This window comes from Parvibaculum sp., assembly GCF_030651915.1.
Taxonomy (GTDB): Bacteria; Pseudomonadota; Alphaproteobacteria; order Parvibaculales; family Parvibaculaceae; genus Parvibaculum.
This window is the reverse complement of sequence record NZ_JAUSBV010000002.1, coordinates 576,561-594,460: the sequence shown is the minus strand read 5'-3', so window position 1 is coordinate 594,460 and position 17,900 is coordinate 576,561. Positions and strand designations below refer to the sequence as shown.

Sequence of the window (17,900 nt, the reverse complement as noted above, 5' to 3'; positions counted from 1 at the left end):
GCTCAGACCACGATCACATCGTCGGCCGGCGGCTCCTGATAAAGCCGTTCGACCAGATTGGCGCGCCGCGATGCCGTCGCGGCCTGATTGACATAACCCTTGTCGGTGATTTCGTGACCGTCGATCGAAGGTGGTTCGAGCATCAGGTGAATGCGCGCGATCCGCGTCGACGATCCGCCGCCCGCCTTGTTGTGGCGTGCCAGCGCCTCGCGCAGATAAGCCGCAACCTTCGGATGCGCGATGGCCGCCTGCGGCGACGCATCGTCGGCAAGCCCGGCGATCTTTTTCGCCGCCGCGATGTTCGGCCAGGCCAGCAGTGCAATGTAGGACTTGTCGAGACCGCAGACGACCGCGTCCTGCACCAGCGGCGTGCAGGCGGCGACGACATCGGCGCGCAGCGTCCCGGTCGACACCCAGGTGCCCGACGACAGCTTGAAGTCCTCGGTCACACGGCCGTCGAAAACGAGGCCAAGCTCGGGCCGCTTCTCGTCAAGGAACTTCGCCGCGTCGCCGAGGCTGTAGAAACCTTCGTCGTCGAAAACTTCCGCGGTTTTTTTCGGATCGTTGAGATAGCCGGGCGTCACCGTCGGCCCCTTGACACGCACCTCGAGCTTGGCGCCGTTCGGCACCAGCTTCAGCGTGATGCCGGGCACCGGCAACCCGACAAGCCCGACGCGCTCGGTCACCCAGTGAACGACGGTGATGCCTTGCGTCTCGGTCGCGCCATACATCGTCGTCAGCGGAATGCGGAACCCCGTTTCGGCGACGGCCAGCGCCTGCATCCGGTCATAGATGTCGCTCGACAGCGTCGCCCCGCCATAGCCCATATATTCGAGATTGCGGAAGAAATTGGCGCGCAAGACCGGGTCGCGCTCCATCGCATCGGCCAGCATGGCGAAGGCAACCGGCGCCGAACCGAAAACGCGGGGCGACACGTCGCGCAGATTGGCGATCGTCTGCTCGAACATGCCGGGGATCGGCTTGCCGGCATCGAGATGGACGGTGCCGCCCGCATTCAGGTTGCCGTTGAAACCGATATTGCCGGCCGAGATGTGATTCCACGGCATCCATTCGAGGCTTTGGGGAACTTCATCCGGGTCCGGCGCCTCGCTGCGGAGCGCCTCGCCAGCGGCAATCTGCGCCATCATCATGCGATGCGTCTGGATGACGCCTTTCGGCATGCCGGTCGAACCGGAGGTGAAGAGATATTTGGCCACCGTGTCGTGGCCGATCTGTTCCATCGAGGCAGCGACCGCATTGCTGACCGGCGTCGCGACGAGATCGTCGAAGGATGTCGCGCCTTCGATGCTGCCGCTGCAGGTGACGATTTCGGCGCCTTCGCCGACCGCCGCAATGGCCTTCGCATAAAGATCGCCGTGATCGGCAAAGATCATCCGCGGCCTGGTCAGCCCGACGACATGGCGCAGCTTCGAGAAATCGGAGCTCATCAGCGAATAGGGCACGCTGACCGGCGCAACCGGCACGCCGGCCTTCATCGCCCCGAGCGCCATCACCGCATGGGCGATCGAATTGCTGGAGAGCACCATCAGCGGCGTCTCGGCATTCATGCCGCGCGCCAGCAACGCACTGGCCACCGCATTGGCCTTCACATTGGCCTCGCCATAGCCGATGAAACGCCAGGCGCCATCCGGCCCGCGCTCGCCGATGAAACGGCGCTGCGGATGCATCGCCGCCCGCTCTTCGAGAATGTGGACGACGCTGCGCTTCATTTCGCCAAGCGGATAATCGGACGAAACATAGACGGTACCGTCGGCTTCGCGGCGAACCGTGATCTTCGGCGGCTTCTGCTTCAGCGGCTTGAAAGGTGCCGGCGCGTCCTGTTCGGCAAGGCTCATGCGCGATCTCCCGTCGGATATGAATATCGTGTCGGTGCCGCGCCGGTCAGTTGACCATGCGCGCCCGGCCTTCCCAGTAAGGCAGCCGCAACTCGCGTCGCAGGATCTTGCCCGACGGGTTGCGCGGCAACGCCTCGATGAAGTCGACCGACTTCGGCACCTTGTAGCTGGCGATACGCGTCTTAGCGAAGGCGATGATCTCTTCCGGCGTTGCCTTCTGTCCCGGCTTCAACACGACGATCGCCTTGACGGCCTCGCCCCATTTCTCGTCCGGCACGCCGATAACGGCGGCATCCGCGATCGCTTCATGGCCGAACAGCGCATTCTCGACTTCGGCCGGATAGATGTTCTCGCCGCCCGAGACGATCATGTCCTTCACCCGGTCATGGATGAAGAGATAGCCTTCCTTGTCGAAAAAGCCGGCATCGCCGGTATAGAACCAGCCGTCGCGGATCGCATCCTTCGTCGCGTCGGGCCGGTTCCAGTAGCCCTTCATGATCGAACCGCCACGAATGACGATCTCGCCGACCTCGCCGACGGGCACGCTTTCCCCCTTGTCGTCGACGACGCGCACATCCATGCCCGGATTGGGCACACCGCAGGAGCGCAGCTTGCCGCGCGCCGGATCATGCGCCTCGGGCGGCAGATTGGTCGCGCCGCCCGCCGTTTCGGTGAGGCCATAGACCTGCACGAAATCGGCGCCCTTGAACGTATCCTGCGCCTGCCGCAGCACGTCCTCGGCAATCGGCGAGGCGCCATAAATGATCTGGCGCAGCGATGAGACATTGGTCGTCTTGATGTTGGGCTGTTGCAGCAGGAACAGGATCACCGCCGGCACCATGAAGGCGATGTTGATTTTCTCGCTTTCGATCAGCTTCAGGATCGCCTGCGGATCGACATCCTTGAGAATGATGTTCTTGCAGCCATGAATATTGCCGATCAGGCCGATATTGACGCCGGCCACATGGAACAGCGGCATGCAGACCAGCGCCACTTCGCCCTGGCCCCAATTGGCCCAGCCGGCCTTCTCGCCCTGCTCGAAGATCGAGAGGTAATTGGCATTGGTCAGCTGCACGCCCTTCGGATGGCCGGTCGTGCCGCTGGTATAAAGCTGGATGACATCGTCATCCGGCGCGGGTGCCAGCTTCGGATCGGCATCGCTCGCCGCCGAACGCCAGTCGTCGAACGAGGCCCAGTCGTTGCGCCCGCCGTCAAGCGCCACCACCTTGCGCACCGTCGGGCAATCCGGCAGCACCTTCTCGACCATCTCGTAGAATTCGGCGCCGACGAACAATATCTCGGTGCGGCTGTCATTGAGCACATAGACGACTTCGGGAGCGGCCAGCCGCCAGTTGACGCCAACCACCACGGCCTTGGCCTTGAAGGCGCCATAGAGCATCTCGAAATAGCGGTCCGAACCCTTGCCCATGAAACCGATACGCGCATCCGGCTTGCAGCCATCGGCGATCAGCGCCTGTGCGACCTGGCTGGCGCGGCGGTCGAGTTCGCCATAGCTGGTCTCCCGGCCTTCGAATACCTGCGCGATGCTGTCGGGCGCGGCCTTGGCCCAGACGCGGGTAATGTCCGCGACCGAACGCACCTGTGCCATGTCCACCATGCTGAAAATCCTCCCATTGATCCCTGGCCAGCGTCCGCTCTTCTCCCGCCGGCTCTTGTTGGGCGCGAGTTTACCCACCCGGCCGAACGGGGCAAGCAAAGCCGGTGCGCCTTTTCAGGGGGTCAGAAGTCCTCTTGCCGCTGGACGCAGGGGCAGCGCCGGTTAGACTGGCCGCAACAACAAAAATGCACGCAGGGAGGAACGACACAGCATGGCCCGCATCCCCTATTTCGATCCGGCCAAGGCCGAAGGCCGCGCCAAGGCGGTCTACGAGAAGCTGCCCAATCTCAACATTTTCCGCATGCTCGGCCATTCCGGCGACATGCTCGACGGCTTCATCAAGCTCGGCAATGCAATCCTGATCCACAGCGAACTCGACCCGGTCTTGCGCGAAATCGCCATTGTGCGCGTCGGTGTGCTGAAAGGCGCCTCCTACGAGGTCTATCAGCACGAGGCGATCTCGCGGAAGCTCGGCATGTCCGAGGAACTGATCAAGGCGATCCATGAAGGCCCGGACGCCAGGGTCTTCGACGAAACGCAACGCCAGGTGATGCGCTTTACCGACGATGTGGTGAAAAACACCCGCGCCTCCGACGCAACCTTCAACCCGCTGGCCGAAAAGCTCGGCTACAAGCAGTTGCAGGAACTGGTCATCACCATCGGCTTCTACACCACCGCCTGCTATTTCCTCGAAACCTTCGATGTCGATATCGAGGATGCAGGCCACAAGTCGGGCGTCAAGCTGCCGGGCATGCAGGACTGAACCATGGCCCGCATCCCCTATCCCGATCCGGCGACGCTCGCGCCCGAGGCCCGCGCCCTGCGCGAAACGCTGCCGCAGCTCAACATTTTCAAGATGATCTCCGGCAGCGGCCCCTCGTTTCTACCCTTCATGGCGCTGGTCAACGCCTATCTCAATGACGGTCTGCTCGACACCGAATTGCGCGAACTGGTGATCCTGCGCGTCGGCCATCTCTGCGGCTCGGCCTATGAGCAGCACCAGCATCGCCGCGTCTCGCGCATGATCGGCATGACGGAGGCGCGCATCGAAGCGGCATCGAACGCCCTGCCCTCGCCGCATCTGAGCGAGACGGAAAATGCGGTGCTGGCCTTCACCGACGACCAGGTGGCGAACGTCAAGGCCGATGCCAGGCTGTTTGCCGCCGCGCATGCGGCGCTTGGCGACGCCGCCATGCAGGAACTGGTCATCATCATCGGCATCTATCTCCTCGTCTGCCGCTATCTCGAAACCTTCGAGATCGAACTTGAAGAGAAGGACATCGAAACGAGCGGTCTCGATGAAATCAGACGGAGCATGAAGAACAATGGCTGAAGACGGCTTTGTGCAGGCGCTGCCGCCTGAATCGAAAGGCGAGGCGCCGGGGCGCGGGCGGCTGCAAGGCCGGCACATTCTGGTCGTCGGCGGCGGTCAGCGCGTGCTCGACGCGGCAACCGACCCTGTCGGCAACGGCCGCGCCATGTCGATCCTCTTTGCCCGCGAGGGCGCGTCGGTCGCCGTGGCCGACATGAACAAGGCCTCCGCCGACGAGACGGTGGCAAAAATCGCCTCCGAAGGCGGCAAGGCAACCGCCATCGAAGCCGACATCTCGAAGCCCGCCGACATCGAACGCATGATCGGTGAAGCCGAAAAGGCGCTGGGCGGCCTCGACGGGCTGGTGCTGAATGTCGGCATCGGCGTCGGCGGCCTTGGCCTTGCAGGCGCGACGCCCGAAGACTGGGACAAGGTGCTGGGCGTCAATCTGCGCGGGCCGATGCTCTGCTGCAAGGCGGCGCTGCCGAAACTTGCCGACGGCTCGCCCGTCGTTTTCATTTCCTCGATCGCCGGGCAGATCGCCGGCTCGCGCCTGCCCGCCTATGACGCCTCGAAGGCGGCACTGGGCGGGTTGATGCGCCATGTGGCGCTCGAAGGCGCAAAGCGTGGCATCCGCGCCAACATCGTCGCGCCCGGTCTGGTCGACACGCCGCTCGGCCGCCTCGCGACGCAAGGCCGCCCGTCGCGCGGCCGCACGCCCGTCCCCTTCGGCCGCCAGGCCACCGGCTGGGAAATCGCCAATGCGGCGCTCTTTCTGGTGTCCGACGAAAGCATTTACGTCACCGCGCAAACGCTGGCCGTCGACAGCGGTCTCACCGGCATTTCGTAGGGAGAAACATCATGGGTCTCGGCCTCGGCAAGTTTCAATACACCAAGGGTCTGCACGATCTCGGCAATGGCGGCTATGCCTGGCTGCAGCCGGATGGCGGCTGGGGCTGGTCGAATGCGGGCCTGATCGTCGACAGCGGCGAGTCATTCCTTGTCGACACGCTGTTCGACGTGCCGCTGACCCGCGACATGCTCGCCGCCATGCGCAAGGCCGAACCGAAAGCGGCGGCGAAAATAAACACCGTCGTCAACACCCACCACAATGGCGACCACTGCAACGGCAATGAATGCTGCGCCGGCGCCGAAATCATCGCCCACAAACTCGCCGTCGAGGGAATGCGCCACGAACCGCCGGCGCTGCTGGCCGGCTTTCTCGACATGGCGCCGGGTCTCGGCGATCTCGGCAAGTATGTGACGCAATGTTTCGGCGCCTTCGACTTCAAGGGCGTCACGCAGACCTTGCCGACAACGACCTTCGAAACCGAATTGACGCGCCATGTCGGATCGAAGGAAATCCGCATCATGCATGTCGGCCCGGCGCACACGCCGGGCGACGCACTGGTCTATGTGCCGGCCGACAGGACGGTCTTCACCGGCGACATTCTCTTCATCGAGGGCCACCCGATCATGTGGGAAGGCCCGGTCGGCAACTGGATCGATGCCTGCGACAAGATCATGGCGATGGATGTCGAAACCGTCGTCCCCGGCCACGGGCCAATCACCGGCAAGAACGGCGTCAAGGCGGTGCGCGACTATCTGGTCTATGTGCGCGACGAAGCGAAGAAGCGCCACGATGCAGGTCTGTCCGCCCTCGACGCGGCGCTCGACATCGACATGTCGGATTACGACAGCTGGGGCGATGGCGAGCGCATCGTCGTCAATGTCGCGACGCTCTACAAGGAATTCAACGGCGACAGCACACCAAACGACGCCGTGACGCTGTTCGGACAGATGACCGAAGTGGCGAAGAAAAAAGGCATCCTGAAGGTCTGAGCGGACGTGACGCATTGACGCTGCGTCACGTCACGCAGGCGTGATCTCTCGCGCATGGACAGCGCCCGGCGGCGCGCCGATGATCGCGCAAACGAAACGGGGGAACCGCCATGCCGACGCTTTACGAACACCCGCTCTCGCCCTATGCGCAGAAGGTGAAAATCGCCGCGCGCGAAAAAGGCATCGATCTGACGCTGAAAACGCCGGAGGGCATCGGCGCGGGCGGAGCGCGCGGCGAATTCGCCGTCGCCAATCCGCGCGCCGAAGTGCCGGCGCTGATCGACGGCGACGTGCGGATCTTCGACTCGACCATTATCCTCGAATATCTCGAGGACAAGTTCCCGAGCCCGCCCATGCTGCCGGCATCGCCGGCCGACCGGGCCCGCGTCCGCATGATCGAAGAAGTCTGCGACACGCATTACGAGGCCATCACCTGGGGCCTCGGCGAAATCGCTTACTTTCGCCGCGCCAGCGGCGCAAAGGCCGCTGAAATTCAGGCCCGCGCCGCCGAACAGACAGGGCGCATTCATGCATGGCTGACGCGGCAGCTTGGGACAGCCGACTGGTTCAACGGCGAAAGCTTCGGCTGGGGCGACCTTTCGGTCGTACCTTACGTCAACGGCTCGGCCGGCTTCGGCAACGCGCCCGGCGAAACCTCGCCCCTTGGCCGCTGGCTCGCCCGCGCCAATGCGCGCCCCAGCATCGCGCAGACGGCGAAGGAAGCCCGCGACAGCATTGCCGGCATGACCCAGATCGCGAATGTACTGGAACAGGGCCTCTTCAAGCGCGAATATCGCGACCATCGTCTTGAATGGATGATGAAGACCGGCGGCGTCGAGATCGTCCTCGACGGCCTGAAGAAAGACAACATCCGTTTCAGCCACGACTTCGAATAGGAACGCTCCATGTCCGCCGACGCGACATCCATCATTCTGCATCAATACGACATCTCGCCCTTTTCGGAGAAAGTGCGCGTGGTCTTCGGCATCAAGGGCCTCGACTGGTTTGCCTGCGACGAGCCCGTCATCATGCCGAAACCCGAACTGGTGGCGCTGACCGGCGGCTACCGGAAAATTCCGGTCATGCAGATCGGCGCCGACATCTATTGCGACACGCAGATCATCATCCGCGAGCTCGAACGCCGCTTCCCGAAACCGTCGGTCTTTGTCGGCGGCGACAAGGGCCTCGGCTGGGGCATGGGGCTCTGGACCGATCGCAGCTTCTTCATGGCCGCTGTCGCCGTCATTTTCGGCAATGCGCCGGACGCGATGGGCGAGGATTTCAAGGCCGACCGCACCAAACTGATGGGCCGCCCCTTCGACACCGAAGCGATGAAGGCGGGTGCGCCGCTGATGGCCGAGCAATTGCGCGCCAATTTCGGCTGGCTCGAGGAGCAACTGGCGGATGGCCGCAAATTCCTGATGGGCGAGGCGCCGGGCATTGCCGATGCCAATGCTTATTACAATCTGGCCTTCATCCGCTGGATCGTGCCGGCGGCAATGAAGAGTGCCGAAGCCATGCCGCATCTCGCCGCCTGGGAAAAGCGGGTGAAGGCGGTCGGCCATGGCAACCGGCAGGAAATCTCGCGCGAAGCGGCACTCGACATCGCAAAGGCCGCAACCTCGACGGAAACAGTGACGGCCGATCCCGGCGAGCCCAATGGTTTGAAGCCCGGCGACAGGGTGACGGTCATGGCCGACGATTACGGCCGCGACCCGATTGCCGGCGAACTCGTTTCATCATCGGCCCAACACATCGCGCTGAAGCGTAGCGATCCGCGCGTCGGCGAGGTGGTGGTGCACTTCCCGCGCGCCGGCTTCCTGGTCATGCGCGGCTGACATGACACCCGAGCTCGGCACGATCGAAGGTTTCTACGGGCTTCCATGGACGGTGGAAGAGCGTGCCGCGAACATCGCCTTTCTCGCAGGCCATGGTTACGGCTTCTATCTCTATGCCCCGAAAGCCGACACCTTCCTGCGCCGCCACTGGGCCGAGCCGCATCCGACGGAAATGGCCGACGACCTCGCACGCCTCGCCGCGCAATGCCGCGACGCGGGCGTGCGCTTCGGCGTCGGCCTCAGCCCCTACGAGCTCTATCTGAACTTCGATGCACAGGCCCGCGAAGCGCTGGCAGCAAAGCTTGCCTTTCTCGACGACATCGGCTGCGTCGATCTCGCCATCCTCTTCGACGACATGCGCGGCGACATTGAAGGACTGGCCGACAAGCAGATCGAGATTGTCGACTGGATCGCGTCGCGCACCGGCGCCAGCCGCCTCATCACCTGCCCGAGCTACTACACCGACGACCCGGTCCTCGATCGCGTCTTCGGTCAGCGTCCACCCGGCTATCTCGAAGCGCTGGGCACGCGGCTCGATCCCGCCGTCGAAATCATGTGGACGGGCCCGCGCGTCTGCTCGAAGGAACTGCCGGTGGATCACCTCGCGCGCACCGCCGAAACGCTGCGCCGCAAGCCTTTCATCTGGGACAATTACCCGGTCAACGACGGCCAGCGCATGTCGCCCTTCCTTCACTTGCGCGCCTTCACCGGCCGCACGCGCGAAATCGGCGCCGAAATTTCGGCACATGGCGTCAACCCCGCGTCACAGGCGATGCTGAGCCGCATTCCGATGCTGACACTCGAAATGCTTTACCGGGACACGGCCTATGATCCGGACGCGGCCTTCCGCTCCGCCGCCGAAAAAATTGCCGGTCCGGCGCTCGCGCAAATGATCGAGGAAGACCTGGCGGCCCTTCAGGATACCGGTCTCGATGCGCTGCCTGAAAAAGAGATGGCGGCACTGCGTTCCCGCTATGCCGCCATCGATCATCCTTGCGCCCGCGAGATCGCCCTCTGGCTCGACGGCCACTGGCGCATCACCGACGAAATCGTCCAGACGCAATAATTCAGCGCGCCGTCATGCCCCCGTCGATGACCAGCTCCGAACCCGTCATGTAGCGCGACTCGTCGGAGGCGAGGAACACGATCCCGGCCGCGATGTCCGACGGCAGACCGGCATAGCCGAGCGGCGTCGCCACCGCGATCGCATTGGGGTCGATGGCATTGGCGCCTTCGGCGATCGGCAACACGCTGGAGGCGAGTGCGTCGGTGCCACCCGGTGTCATCTTCTGCCAGATCGCCGTGTCGATGATGCCCGGATGCACCGAGTTGACGCGCACATTCATCTGCGCTTGCGCGCATTCGAGGGCCACGGCCTTGGTGAAAAGCCGGACCGCCCCCTTGGTCGCGCAATAGCCGGCCAATCCCGGTGCGCCTTGCAATCCGGCAACCGAGGAAATGTTGATGACCGAGCCGCCTCCCGAAGCCGCGATCAGCGGTATGGCGTGTTTGACGCCGAAGAACACCCCGTCGACATTGATCGCCTGCTGCCGTGTCCATTCTTCGTAGGACATTTCGAAGATCGAGGCGCCGATGGCGATGCCGGCATTGTTGACGAGAATGTGCAGCCCGCCGAATTCGGATTTGGTTGCCGCCACAATTTCCGCCCAGCGCGCTTCGCTGGTGACGTCATGCTTGTGGGCCGAGGCCGTGCCGCCGGCCTTGCCGATCAGCGCCGCCGTCTCCTTGAGCCCTGCCTCGTCGACATCGGTGACGACGAGCTTCGCACCCTCCGCTGCCAGGGCAAGCGCCGCGCCCCGGCCGATACCGCTCGCAGCACCCGTTACCAGCGCCACCTTGCCGCTTACCCGTCCCATGTTTCGTCTCCCGGTTTTGCTTGTTTTGACCGATACTCTTTCGGCATTTGGGTCAATGTTCTAGGGTATCCGCCCTAGTGTCGCAACGGCCGACCCCACCCTCTAGCTTGCAGAAAAATGTACTGTGGTCTAATTTCTGTTGAGCCGCACGTTATGAAAAAACTGGAGGATGAAGCCGTTGAAATCCGCCGAGATCGAAACGGACGCGCCGCCCCGCCGCCCGGGCAAGAAGGAGCGCACCCGGCAGGAAATCTACCGCACGGCGATGCGCTTGTTTGGTGAGCATGGCTATGACGGCGTCACCATTGAGGACATTTGCGGCGGCGCCGGCATCGCCAAGGCGACGTTCTTCCTTCATTTTGCCAGCAAGGCGGCGCTGATCCATGCCTTCAACGACGAAATCACCGCATCGCTGGCCGAGAAGCTGGCGACGCTGGACGGCACGGCCGAGGAACAGCTCAACTTCCTATCATCCGTTTTCGAGGAAGCCTGGCAGAACAATGCAGCCGTCATGCGCAAGATGCTGAACGAGTATCTCGACCAGCCGGCGGCCCATCTCGTAACCTCGCGGCTCAACGAAAGCGTCATCGACCTCGTGGCGGCGGTTCTGCGACGCGGCCAGGCGCGCGGCGAGTTCCGCCCGACCTTTACGCCCGAGATCGGCGCCGCGGCCATCGTCGCGACATGGAGCGCCCTGACCGCGTGGTGGAGCGGCCACCCCGAAGCCGACACGTCGGCATTTAATCGCGAATTTCTCGACATCGCGCTGAACGGCTTCAAGGCCAAGACGCCCGCAAGAACATAGAATTCGACAACAGGGAAACACTCAGGAAAAGGAACCCCGACATGGCCGGCACAAAAATGCGCTTCGGCGCCTTCATTGCCCCCTTCCACCCGCTCGACGAGAACCCGACGCTGGCGCTCGAGCGCGACATTGAGCTTGTCCAGTGGATGGACAAGCTCGGTTACGACGAAGCCTGGGTCGGCGAACATCATTCGGCCGGCTACGAGCTGATCGCGAGCCCTGAACTCTTCATCGCGACGCTCGCCGAGCGCACCAAACACATTCGTCTCGGCACGGGCGTCTCTTCGCTCCCCTATCACCACCCGCTGATGCTCGCCGATCGCATCAACCAGCTCGACCACATCACGCGCGGCCGCGTGATGTTCGGCGTCGGGCCGGGCGCGCTGCCCTCGGACGCCTTCATGATGGGCATCGAGGTTGCAAAACAACGCGACATGATGGATGAGGCGCTGGACGTTCTGGTTCCGCTCCTGCGCGGTGAAACGGTCACAGCGAAGACAAGCTGGTTCGAACTCAACAATGCACGCCTGCAAATGACGCCCTATTCGCGCCCCGGCGTGGAGATCGCGGTCGCAAGCCAGGTCTCGCCGACAGGCGCGACCGCGGCTGGCAGGCACGGCCTCGGTCTTCTGTCCATCGGCGCGACATCGGCCGGCGGATTCAACGCCCTTTCCACCAACTGGGCAATCTGCGAGGACGCGGCAAAGGACAACGGCAAGACGGTCGACCGCAACGCCTGGCGTCTGGTCGGCCCGGTTCATATCGCCGAGACACGCGAACAGGCGCGCGCCAATGTGCGCTTTGGTCTCGAGAAGTGGCTCTATTATTTCCGTGAAGTCGCGGCCCTGCCGCTGGCGCCGACCGATGGTTCCGATCCCGTCGACGCGCTGATCAATTCCGGCATGGCCGTCATCGGCACACCTGACGACGCAATCGCGCAGATCGAGCGCCTCAAGCAACAGTCGGGCGGTTTCGGCTGCTTCATGCAGCTCGCCCACAACTGGGCCGATTTCGACAACACGAAGAAGTCCTATGAAATGATGGCGCGCTACGTCTTCCCGAAATTCCAGGAGACGAACGTCAATCGCGAGGCTTCGCTCGAATGGGCGCGCACCAACCGCGAGACCTTCATGGGACAGGCCATGATGGCGGTCGGCTCTCGTGTCGCCCAGCACATCGAGAAGAAGGGTACCGAGAACATCCGTCCCGAAATCCTCGATGCCATGGGCCTCGGCAAGAAGACAGACGCCGCGCAGTGAGCAAACGGCCGGCGAAGAAAAAGGGCGGCTCATGCGAGCCGCCCTTTTTTGTTTCTCGGAGAAGCGCGCTTCAGAGCCTCATTTCACCGGCGCAGATCCGCCCATAGAGCCCCTGATCCAGCGGCACATACTTCTTCTGCACCGGGCAGTTGAAATAAACCGGATCGGGCACCAGCGAAGGATCGAAGCCTTCCTTCACCAATTCCACCTTGCGGTGCTTGAACGTGCCGGTGATCTCGATTTCCGGCTGCAGGCGAACGAACACCGGCACCGCGTAATCCGGCAATTCCTTCTGCATCTGGTCGCGGAACCGGTCGAGATCGAGCGCGCCGTTCGCGGCGACGATCGAGGCCATGCCGGCGCGACCGTCGGCGCCGGGCACATGGACGCCGTACACATTGGCTTCCTTGACACCCGGAAACACCGAAATAGCCTCGGCCACCTCCGATGTCGCCACGTTTTCGCCTTTCCAGCGGAACGTATCGCCAATGCGGTCGACGAAATAGTAGTAGCCCCGCGCATCCTGACGCAGAAGATCGCCGGTGCGGAACCACTCGTCGCCACTCTCGAAGACGTCGCGCAGGATTTTCTTCTCGGTCTCTTCCTTCTTGGCATAACCGTCGAAGCGTCCCGTTGGCTGATCGGGATCATTGCTGATTTTGCCGAGCGCTTCACCGGCCTCGCCGGGCTCGGCCGGAATGCAGAACCCGTCGGGTCCGCGCACGGGCTTCTCGTTTTCGACGTCGAACTTGACGATCTCGACATTGAACTTCTTTTTCGCCCAGCCCGGCACGCGGCCGATGGCACCTTGCGTGCCGTCGAAATTCATCAGCGCCACATTGCCTTCGGTCGCGCCGTAGAACTCCAGAATGTGCGGAATCTTGAAGCGCTTCTGGAAGGCCGGCCAGATTTCGGGGCGCAACCCGTTTCCGATCACCATACGCAGCTTGTGCTTGGTTTCTTTCGGGTGCTTGCTGGTGTTGAGAAGGTAGCGGCAAAGCTCGCCGATATACTGGAAGAGCGTCGCACCGTATTTATGGGTGTCGTCCCAGAATTGCGTCGCCGAAAATTTCTGCCGGATGATGACCGAGCCGCCGACCGTCAACGTCGCACCGACCGCGCAGACGCCGCCGGCCGAGTGATAGAGCGGCAGCACCACATACATGCGGTCACTCTCCTTGGCATTTGCGGCGGCGGCGAAGGCGCCCATCATCGTCAGAAGCCGGACATGCGGGATGCGTGCTGCCTTGGGATTACCCGTGGTGCCGCTGGTATAGATGTAGAGCGCATCGTCTTCGGTCGTCAGACCGGTCCGGAAATCGCCCGGCAGGGCATCGCCTGATTGCTGCACAAGTGCCGCGTCGAGATTGTTGGCGCCCTGCACGTTCCCGCCCGTCGCCCAGACCGTCATCGGCCGATCGAGCTGGTCGGCTGCCGTCGAGTAATTCTCGGCCAGCTCACTCCCCAAGACGAGATGACTCGCGTTGGAGATGTTGAGGCAATGGGCGAGCGGACCCTTGGTGAGATTGGTATTGATCAGCGCGGCCGTGGCGCCGGTTTTGATGATACCGAGCCAGGCCACGAGATATTCCGGCCGGTTTTCCATCATCAGCCCGATCACGTCGCCGCGCCCGAGCCCTTGGCCCTTGGCCCAGCGCGCATAGCGATTGGCCGCCTCGTTGTACTCGCGATAGGTGATTGTCCGGTCTTCGAAATAGATCGCGATATTGTTCGGCTTGGTGCGCGCCAAATCTTCGATCGTGTCGGCGAAAGTGTGCGTCGTGTCCTCGCGAATTGCGGTTGCCTTTTTCAGCGTGCGGAGCGCCGCGCGCAGAAAGGTAATCTCGTTGCCGATCCGTTTGATCAGACCCATCCCCGTATCCCTCCGATGCCGAAAAAAGCCGCGTTCTCCTCGTTTTCTCTTTTATGCCCGTGACCCCGCGCGACCGTCAAGAAAAGCCGGAATTTTACCGGTAAATTCGGCGTTAGCGTCGGCGGGCGCGTTAAAACGGGGTGACAGCGCAGCCCCGCGCGGCCATCATCCGGCCGCCTGTCAGCGCCTGTCGGAGCCGGATCGGGAATGGAAGAAAGTCGCGAGGATACAGGCGAAATCCTGCTCGATGTGATCGGTCAGCAATGCCCGCTGCCGGTACTGCGCGCCCGCAAGCGGCTGTTGCGCCTCGCCCCCGGCGCGCTTCTGCGCGTCTTCGCGAGCGACCCGGTGGCGAGGATCGACATGCCGCATTTCTGCTCCCAGGCCGGCCACGAGCTCATCGAAATGCGCGACCGCGGTACCTGGATCGAATTCCTGATCCGCCGCGGCGACAATATCCATGAAGAAGATATGGACTTGGTGGCAAAGCCCGTGCGCGGTCTCTAGGCAAAAAATTCGCTGGCGAGGATCGCATAGAGATATTCGTCCCGCCACGAGCCCTGAATATATTTGCTCTGGCGCAGCGCGCCCTCGCGGCGCATCCCGAGCCGCTCCATCACCCGCGCCGACGCCTTGTTGCGCTGATCGCAGGTCGCATAGATGCGCTGCAGCCCGAGTTCACGGAAGCCAGCCTCCATCAATGCCTGCGCCGCTTCGGCGGCATAGCCATGGCCCCAGTAATCCGGATGCAGCGCATAGCCGAGATCGCCCGTCCGGCGCTCCCAATCGGCGAATTTGAGGCCGACGCCGCCGATCACGCGCGGCCGTTTGCCGCCCCTCAACACGATGGCCAGGTCGAAACTGACACGCGGCTTCTGCTTCTGGTCGTCGAGAAAGCCGCGGATTGTCTCCCGGCTCTGCGCCAGCGTGTTCGGCCCCCAGATCAGATGACGCGTCACCTCCTCAAGCGAGGCATAGGCATGAACGTCGTCGAGGTCGCGCACGGTGAAATCGCGCAGAACGAGGCGCGGTGTTCCGATCGGCAGCGCCAGCGCCGATATGGGCGCCGCACGGCCTCCGAGCCTCACTTTGTCACCGCGCCGGCAAGTGCCGCCAGTTGGGCCTTCTGCGGCTCCCGAAAGCCGACCACGACCCCGCCCGTCCGATTCTCGAAGACCGGCCTCTTGATCAGGGTCGGGTGTTCGACCATCAGTTTCAGGGCATCGGCGCCTGCATCATGCCCAACCATGCTTTTGGGCATGTTTCGCCATGTCGTACTGGCCTTGTTGAGCAGCGTTTCCGTGCCGACGGCCTTGGCGAAACGCTTGATGTCGGCAAGCGCGATCCCGTCGGCGCGGACGTCATGAAAGCGATGGGGAATGTCCTGATCGGCCAGCCATTTCAAGGCCTTGCGGCAGGTGTCGCAATTCTTCAGGCCATAAACGGTCAGCACCGTCCCCTCCCCGCATGCTTGATCGGTACAAGCATAACCGGGAAGTGGCAAAGACCAAGTAGTCTTGCTTCGGAAACGGATAAAATTGGCTGAATCAGGCCGCTTTCTTGAGCGCCTGCCGTTCGGCGAAAGCGCGTTCCCGCTCGCTCGTGATCGGCTCAACGGCACGATAGGCCGCAGGCGGGGCGATACCCAGCAAGGCGCGAACTTCATTGATCGGCTTTTCGAGCATAGCCTCCCAATCGGTTTCAGGCAGCCATTTGGCCTGCTTCCCGTGGCGGAAACCCTCACGCACGACGCGTCCGAGCTTCAGATCGGGATTGCGCTTGGTACTGACCCGCAGGCCCACCAGAACGATGAAACCGATGCCGCGATTGCGCGTCTGCGCGTAGGTGAAGGACAGCAGCGCCAGCTCGCCAAGCCCGTCGCGGCCATAGCCGGTCGTCACATGCCAGAGATCGTGAGCGTCGCGCAGCCGGTCGCCGAAAATGCGCTCGGCTTCGGAGCGTTCATCGCGCAGCGGCACTTCGCGGCTCGCCTCGACGAGCCCGTCGGCGGTCAGGTTTTCTTCAGCCATGAATTCGTAATAGGTGCGGCCAAGCGTACCTGCGGGCAGGCGCGAAAGCCGCTCGCGATCGTTGAGCACGGCGATCAGATCGCGTTTCTCGGCGACGATCCGGTGCCCCATCTCGGTGGCGATGAACCGCTTGAATTGCCGGTCGCTGACATTACCGGACAAGGCGTCGATGATCTTGAAAACCTGGCCCGTATCTTCCTTGTCCGCGATCAACGCGCGGATCGCCCGGATGGCTTTCAGGGGTTCGATACGCTTGCGCCTCCGCTTTGCAGGAACGGATCCGTTGAAATCGGCTGGACTGGCTGTCGTCATCGCTCTAATCCCGTTGCTAGGATGAGGTATACATCTACGCCCCTTGCTGCTTTATGTACCGGGTACTGACATTGTTGTCAATATAATTTGTCTGAGGGAGTCCGGCTTGTCGACCGCCGCCAGAACCGCCGCAAACCCCGCCAAACCGGCGGGAAAACGCATCCGCCGCACCGCCGAGGAGGCACGGCGGCTCATTCTCGATGCCGCCGAAAAGCGCCTGGCGCAGCAGGGGCCCGAGGGTCTCAGGCTGCAGGATATCGCCCGCGACATCGGCATTTCACACCCCGCCATCCTTCATCATTTTGAGAGCCGGGAGGGGCTGGTCCGCGCGCTGATCGCACGTGCCAACACGCAACTGCGCGATACCATGCTGACGGCACTCGGCGGCGGACACGCGAGTTCCGACGCCACCGATCACATCGGTCATGTGTTCGAGGCGCTGAGCGACCGCGGCACGGCGCGTCTTCTTTCCTGGCTGCTGCTCACCGGCCGGGCGACCGAGAACTCCACCACGCACAACATCATGGGCGAAATCGTGGATGCGCTGCAGCTACGCCGCGCCGAATATGCCGAGAAGGCCGGCAAACCCACACCCGACAAGGAAGACACGCTGTTCATGGCGATGCTGACGGCCAATGCCGCCTTCGGCGAGGCAATCGTCGGCCGTCAATTGGCCGAAGCGGTTGGTCTCGATCAGGACGGTATCAAGCGCTTCCGCAACTGGTTCGCGAAGTTGCTGAACGAACATTGGGACGGCGGGAAGTGAACGAGACGGCAGGGGTCGTTGTCAGGCCGGCAACGGAAGTTGATCTGCCGGGCATTCTCGCGATCTACAATGATGCCATCGCCAACACGACTGCGATCTGGAATGAGACCCCGGTCGACCTCGAAAACCGCCGCAGCTGGCTTCGCGAGCGGCAGGCACGCGGATTTCCCGTGCTGGCAGCGATCAATGAAAGCGGCGCGGTAGCCGGCTATGCGACCTTCGGCGATTTTCGTCCCTTTCAGGGCTATCGTTTCACGGTCGAGAATTCGGTCTATGTAAGAAGCGATCTGCGCGGGCTGGGCATCGCCGGCATGTTGATGCCGCCGCTGATCGAGGCCGCCGCCAGCCTCCGCATGCATGCGATGGTCGCCGGCATTGAGGCCGGCAATCTTGCCTCGATCCGCCTGCATGAGCGTTTCGGCTTTCGCGAGGTGGCGCGCATGCCCGAAGTCGGCCGCAAATTCGACCGCTGGCTCGACCTGGTGCTGATGCAACGGAGAATCGATTGAAAG

19 protein-coding genes are annotated in these 17,900 nt (G+C 62.9%); 12 read left to right on the top strand and 7 right to left on the bottom strand.

The window, feature by feature from the left end:
* Positions 1-2: 2 nt before the first annotated feature.
* Positions 3-1,856, bottom strand: coding sequence for an AMP-binding protein (locus tag Q7V31_RS03400; protein ID WP_304732408.1), 1,854 nt, complete (start codon positions 1,854-1,856; stop codon positions 3-5).
* A 46-nt stretch (positions 1,857-1,902) separates the two neighbouring features.
* Complete coding sequence (locus Q7V31_RS03395) at positions 1,903-3,474, bottom strand: fatty acid--CoA ligase (RefSeq protein ID WP_304732407.1); 1,572 nt, start codon at positions 3,472-3,474, stop codon at positions 1,903-1,905.
* A gap of 211 nt (positions 3,475-3,685) precedes the next feature.
* Between Q7V31_RS03395 and Q7V31_RS03390 the strand changes: the two genes are divergently transcribed.
* The 7 genes from Q7V31_RS03390 to Q7V31_RS03360 all read left to right on the top strand — a co-directional run bounded on the left by Q7V31_RS03390 (position 3,686) and on the right by Q7V31_RS03360 (position 9,532).
* Positions 3,686-4,237, top strand: coding sequence for a carboxymuconolactone decarboxylase family protein (locus tag Q7V31_RS03390; RefSeq protein ID WP_304732406.1), 552 nt, complete (start codon positions 3,686-3,688; stop codon positions 4,235-4,237).
* Between the two features lie 3 nt (positions 4,238-4,240).
* A complete protein-coding gene (locus tag Q7V31_RS03385; protein WP_304732405.1) occupies positions 4,241-4,807 on the top strand; it encodes a carboxymuconolactone decarboxylase family protein in 567 nt (188 codons plus the stop codon).
* Positions 4,800-5,636 (top strand): SDR family NAD(P)-dependent oxidoreductase, encoded by an 837-nt coding sequence (locus Q7V31_RS03380; RefSeq protein ID WP_304732404.1) that lies wholly within the window; start codon positions 4,800-4,802, stop codon positions 5,634-5,636. The genes Q7V31_RS03385 and Q7V31_RS03380 overlap by 8 nt, the downstream gene beginning before the upstream one ends.
* Positions 5,637-5,647: 11 nt before the next feature.
* Positions 5,648-6,628: an MBL fold metallo-hydrolase gene (locus Q7V31_RS03375; protein WP_304732403.1), complete on the top strand. Its 981-nt coding sequence runs from the start codon at positions 5,648-5,650 to the stop codon at positions 6,626-6,628.
* 110 nt (positions 6,629-6,738) lie between these two features.
* On the top strand, positions 6,739-7,524 hold the full coding sequence (locus tag Q7V31_RS03370; RefSeq protein WP_304732402.1) for a glutathione S-transferase family protein: 786 nt from the start codon (positions 6,739-6,741) through the stop codon (positions 7,522-7,524).
* Positions 7,525-7,533: 9 nt separating this feature from the next.
* Complete coding sequence (locus Q7V31_RS03365) at positions 7,534-8,466, top strand: glutathione S-transferase family protein (protein ID WP_304732401.1); 933 nt, start codon at positions 7,534-7,536, stop codon at positions 8,464-8,466.
* A 1-nt stretch (position 8,467) separates the two neighbouring features.
* The gene (locus tag Q7V31_RS03360; protein WP_304732400.1) at positions 8,468-9,532 is read left to right on the top strand and encodes a beta-N-acetylglucosaminidase domain-containing protein; all 1,065 of its coding nucleotides are present in this window, start codon (positions 8,468-8,470) and stop codon (positions 9,530-9,532) included.
* A gap of 1 nt (position 9,533) precedes the next feature.
* Here Q7V31_RS03360 and Q7V31_RS03355 read toward each other — a convergent pair whose 3' ends face one another.
* On the bottom strand, positions 9,534-10,343 hold the full coding sequence (locus Q7V31_RS03355) for a glucose 1-dehydrogenase (RefSeq protein WP_304732399.1): 810 nt from the start codon (positions 10,341-10,343) through the stop codon (positions 9,534-9,536).
* A gap of 178 nt (positions 10,344-10,521) precedes the next feature.
* Here Q7V31_RS03355 and Q7V31_RS03350 point away from each other — a divergent pair, with 178 nt between their 5' ends.
* Positions 10,522-11,148, top strand: a complete 627-nt coding sequence (locus Q7V31_RS03350) for a TetR/AcrR family transcriptional regulator (RefSeq protein ID WP_304732398.1) — start codon at positions 10,522-10,524, stop codon at positions 11,146-11,148.
* A gap of 41 nt (positions 11,149-11,189) precedes the next feature.
* Positions 11,190-12,407: an LLM class flavin-dependent oxidoreductase gene (locus Q7V31_RS03345; protein WP_304732397.1), complete on the top strand. Its 1,218-nt coding sequence runs from the start codon at positions 11,190-11,192 to the stop codon at positions 12,405-12,407.
* A gap of 70 nt (positions 12,408-12,477) precedes the next feature.
* Here the strand turns inward: Q7V31_RS03345 and Q7V31_RS03340 are convergent, their stop codons facing one another.
* Entirely contained in the window at positions 12,478-14,280 is a 1,803-nt protein-coding gene (locus tag Q7V31_RS03340; RefSeq protein ID WP_304732396.1) for a long-chain-acyl-CoA synthetase, read from the bottom strand.
* Between the two features lie 207 nt (positions 14,281-14,487).
* Between Q7V31_RS03340 and Q7V31_RS03335 the strand changes: the two genes are divergently transcribed.
* Positions 14,488-14,787, top strand: a complete 300-nt coding sequence (locus Q7V31_RS03335) for a sulfurtransferase TusA family protein (protein ID WP_304732395.1) — start codon at positions 14,488-14,490, stop codon at positions 14,785-14,787.
* Here the strand turns inward: Q7V31_RS03335 and Q7V31_RS03330 are convergent.
* The 3 genes from Q7V31_RS03330 to Q7V31_RS03320 form a co-directional block, all read right to left on the bottom strand.
* Complete coding sequence (locus tag Q7V31_RS03330; RefSeq protein WP_304732394.1) at positions 14,784-15,368, bottom strand: GNAT family N-acetyltransferase; 585 nt, start codon at positions 15,366-15,368, stop codon at positions 14,784-14,786. The genes Q7V31_RS03335 and Q7V31_RS03330 overlap by 4 nt on opposite strands.
* The gene (locus Q7V31_RS03325; protein ID WP_304732393.1) at positions 15,365-15,733 is read right to left on the bottom strand and encodes a Spx/MgsR family RNA polymerase-binding regulatory protein; all 369 of its coding nucleotides are present in this window, start codon (positions 15,731-15,733) and stop codon (positions 15,365-15,367) included. Before Q7V31_RS03325 ends, Q7V31_RS03330 begins: the two co-directional genes overlap by 4 nt.
* Before the next feature lie 94 nt (positions 15,734-15,827).
* Positions 15,828-16,622 carry a Coq4 family protein gene (locus Q7V31_RS03320; RefSeq protein WP_304732392.1) on the bottom strand — a complete coding sequence of 265 codons (795 nt, stop codon included), beginning with the start codon at positions 16,620-16,622 and terminating at the stop codon, positions 15,828-15,830.
* Between the two features lie 106 nt (positions 16,623-16,728).
* Here Q7V31_RS03320 and Q7V31_RS03315 point away from each other — a divergent pair, with 106 nt between their 5' ends.
* On the top strand, positions 16,729-17,388 hold the full coding sequence (locus Q7V31_RS03315) for a TetR/AcrR family transcriptional regulator (RefSeq protein ID WP_304732391.1): 660 nt from the start codon (positions 16,729-16,731) through the stop codon (positions 17,386-17,388).
* Complete coding sequence (locus Q7V31_RS03310) at positions 17,385-17,897, top strand: GNAT family N-acetyltransferase (protein WP_304732390.1); 513 nt, start codon at positions 17,385-17,387, stop codon at positions 17,895-17,897. Before Q7V31_RS03315 ends, Q7V31_RS03310 begins: the two co-directional genes overlap by 4 nt.
* The last annotated feature ends 3 nt before the right edge of the window (positions 17,898-17,900 follow it).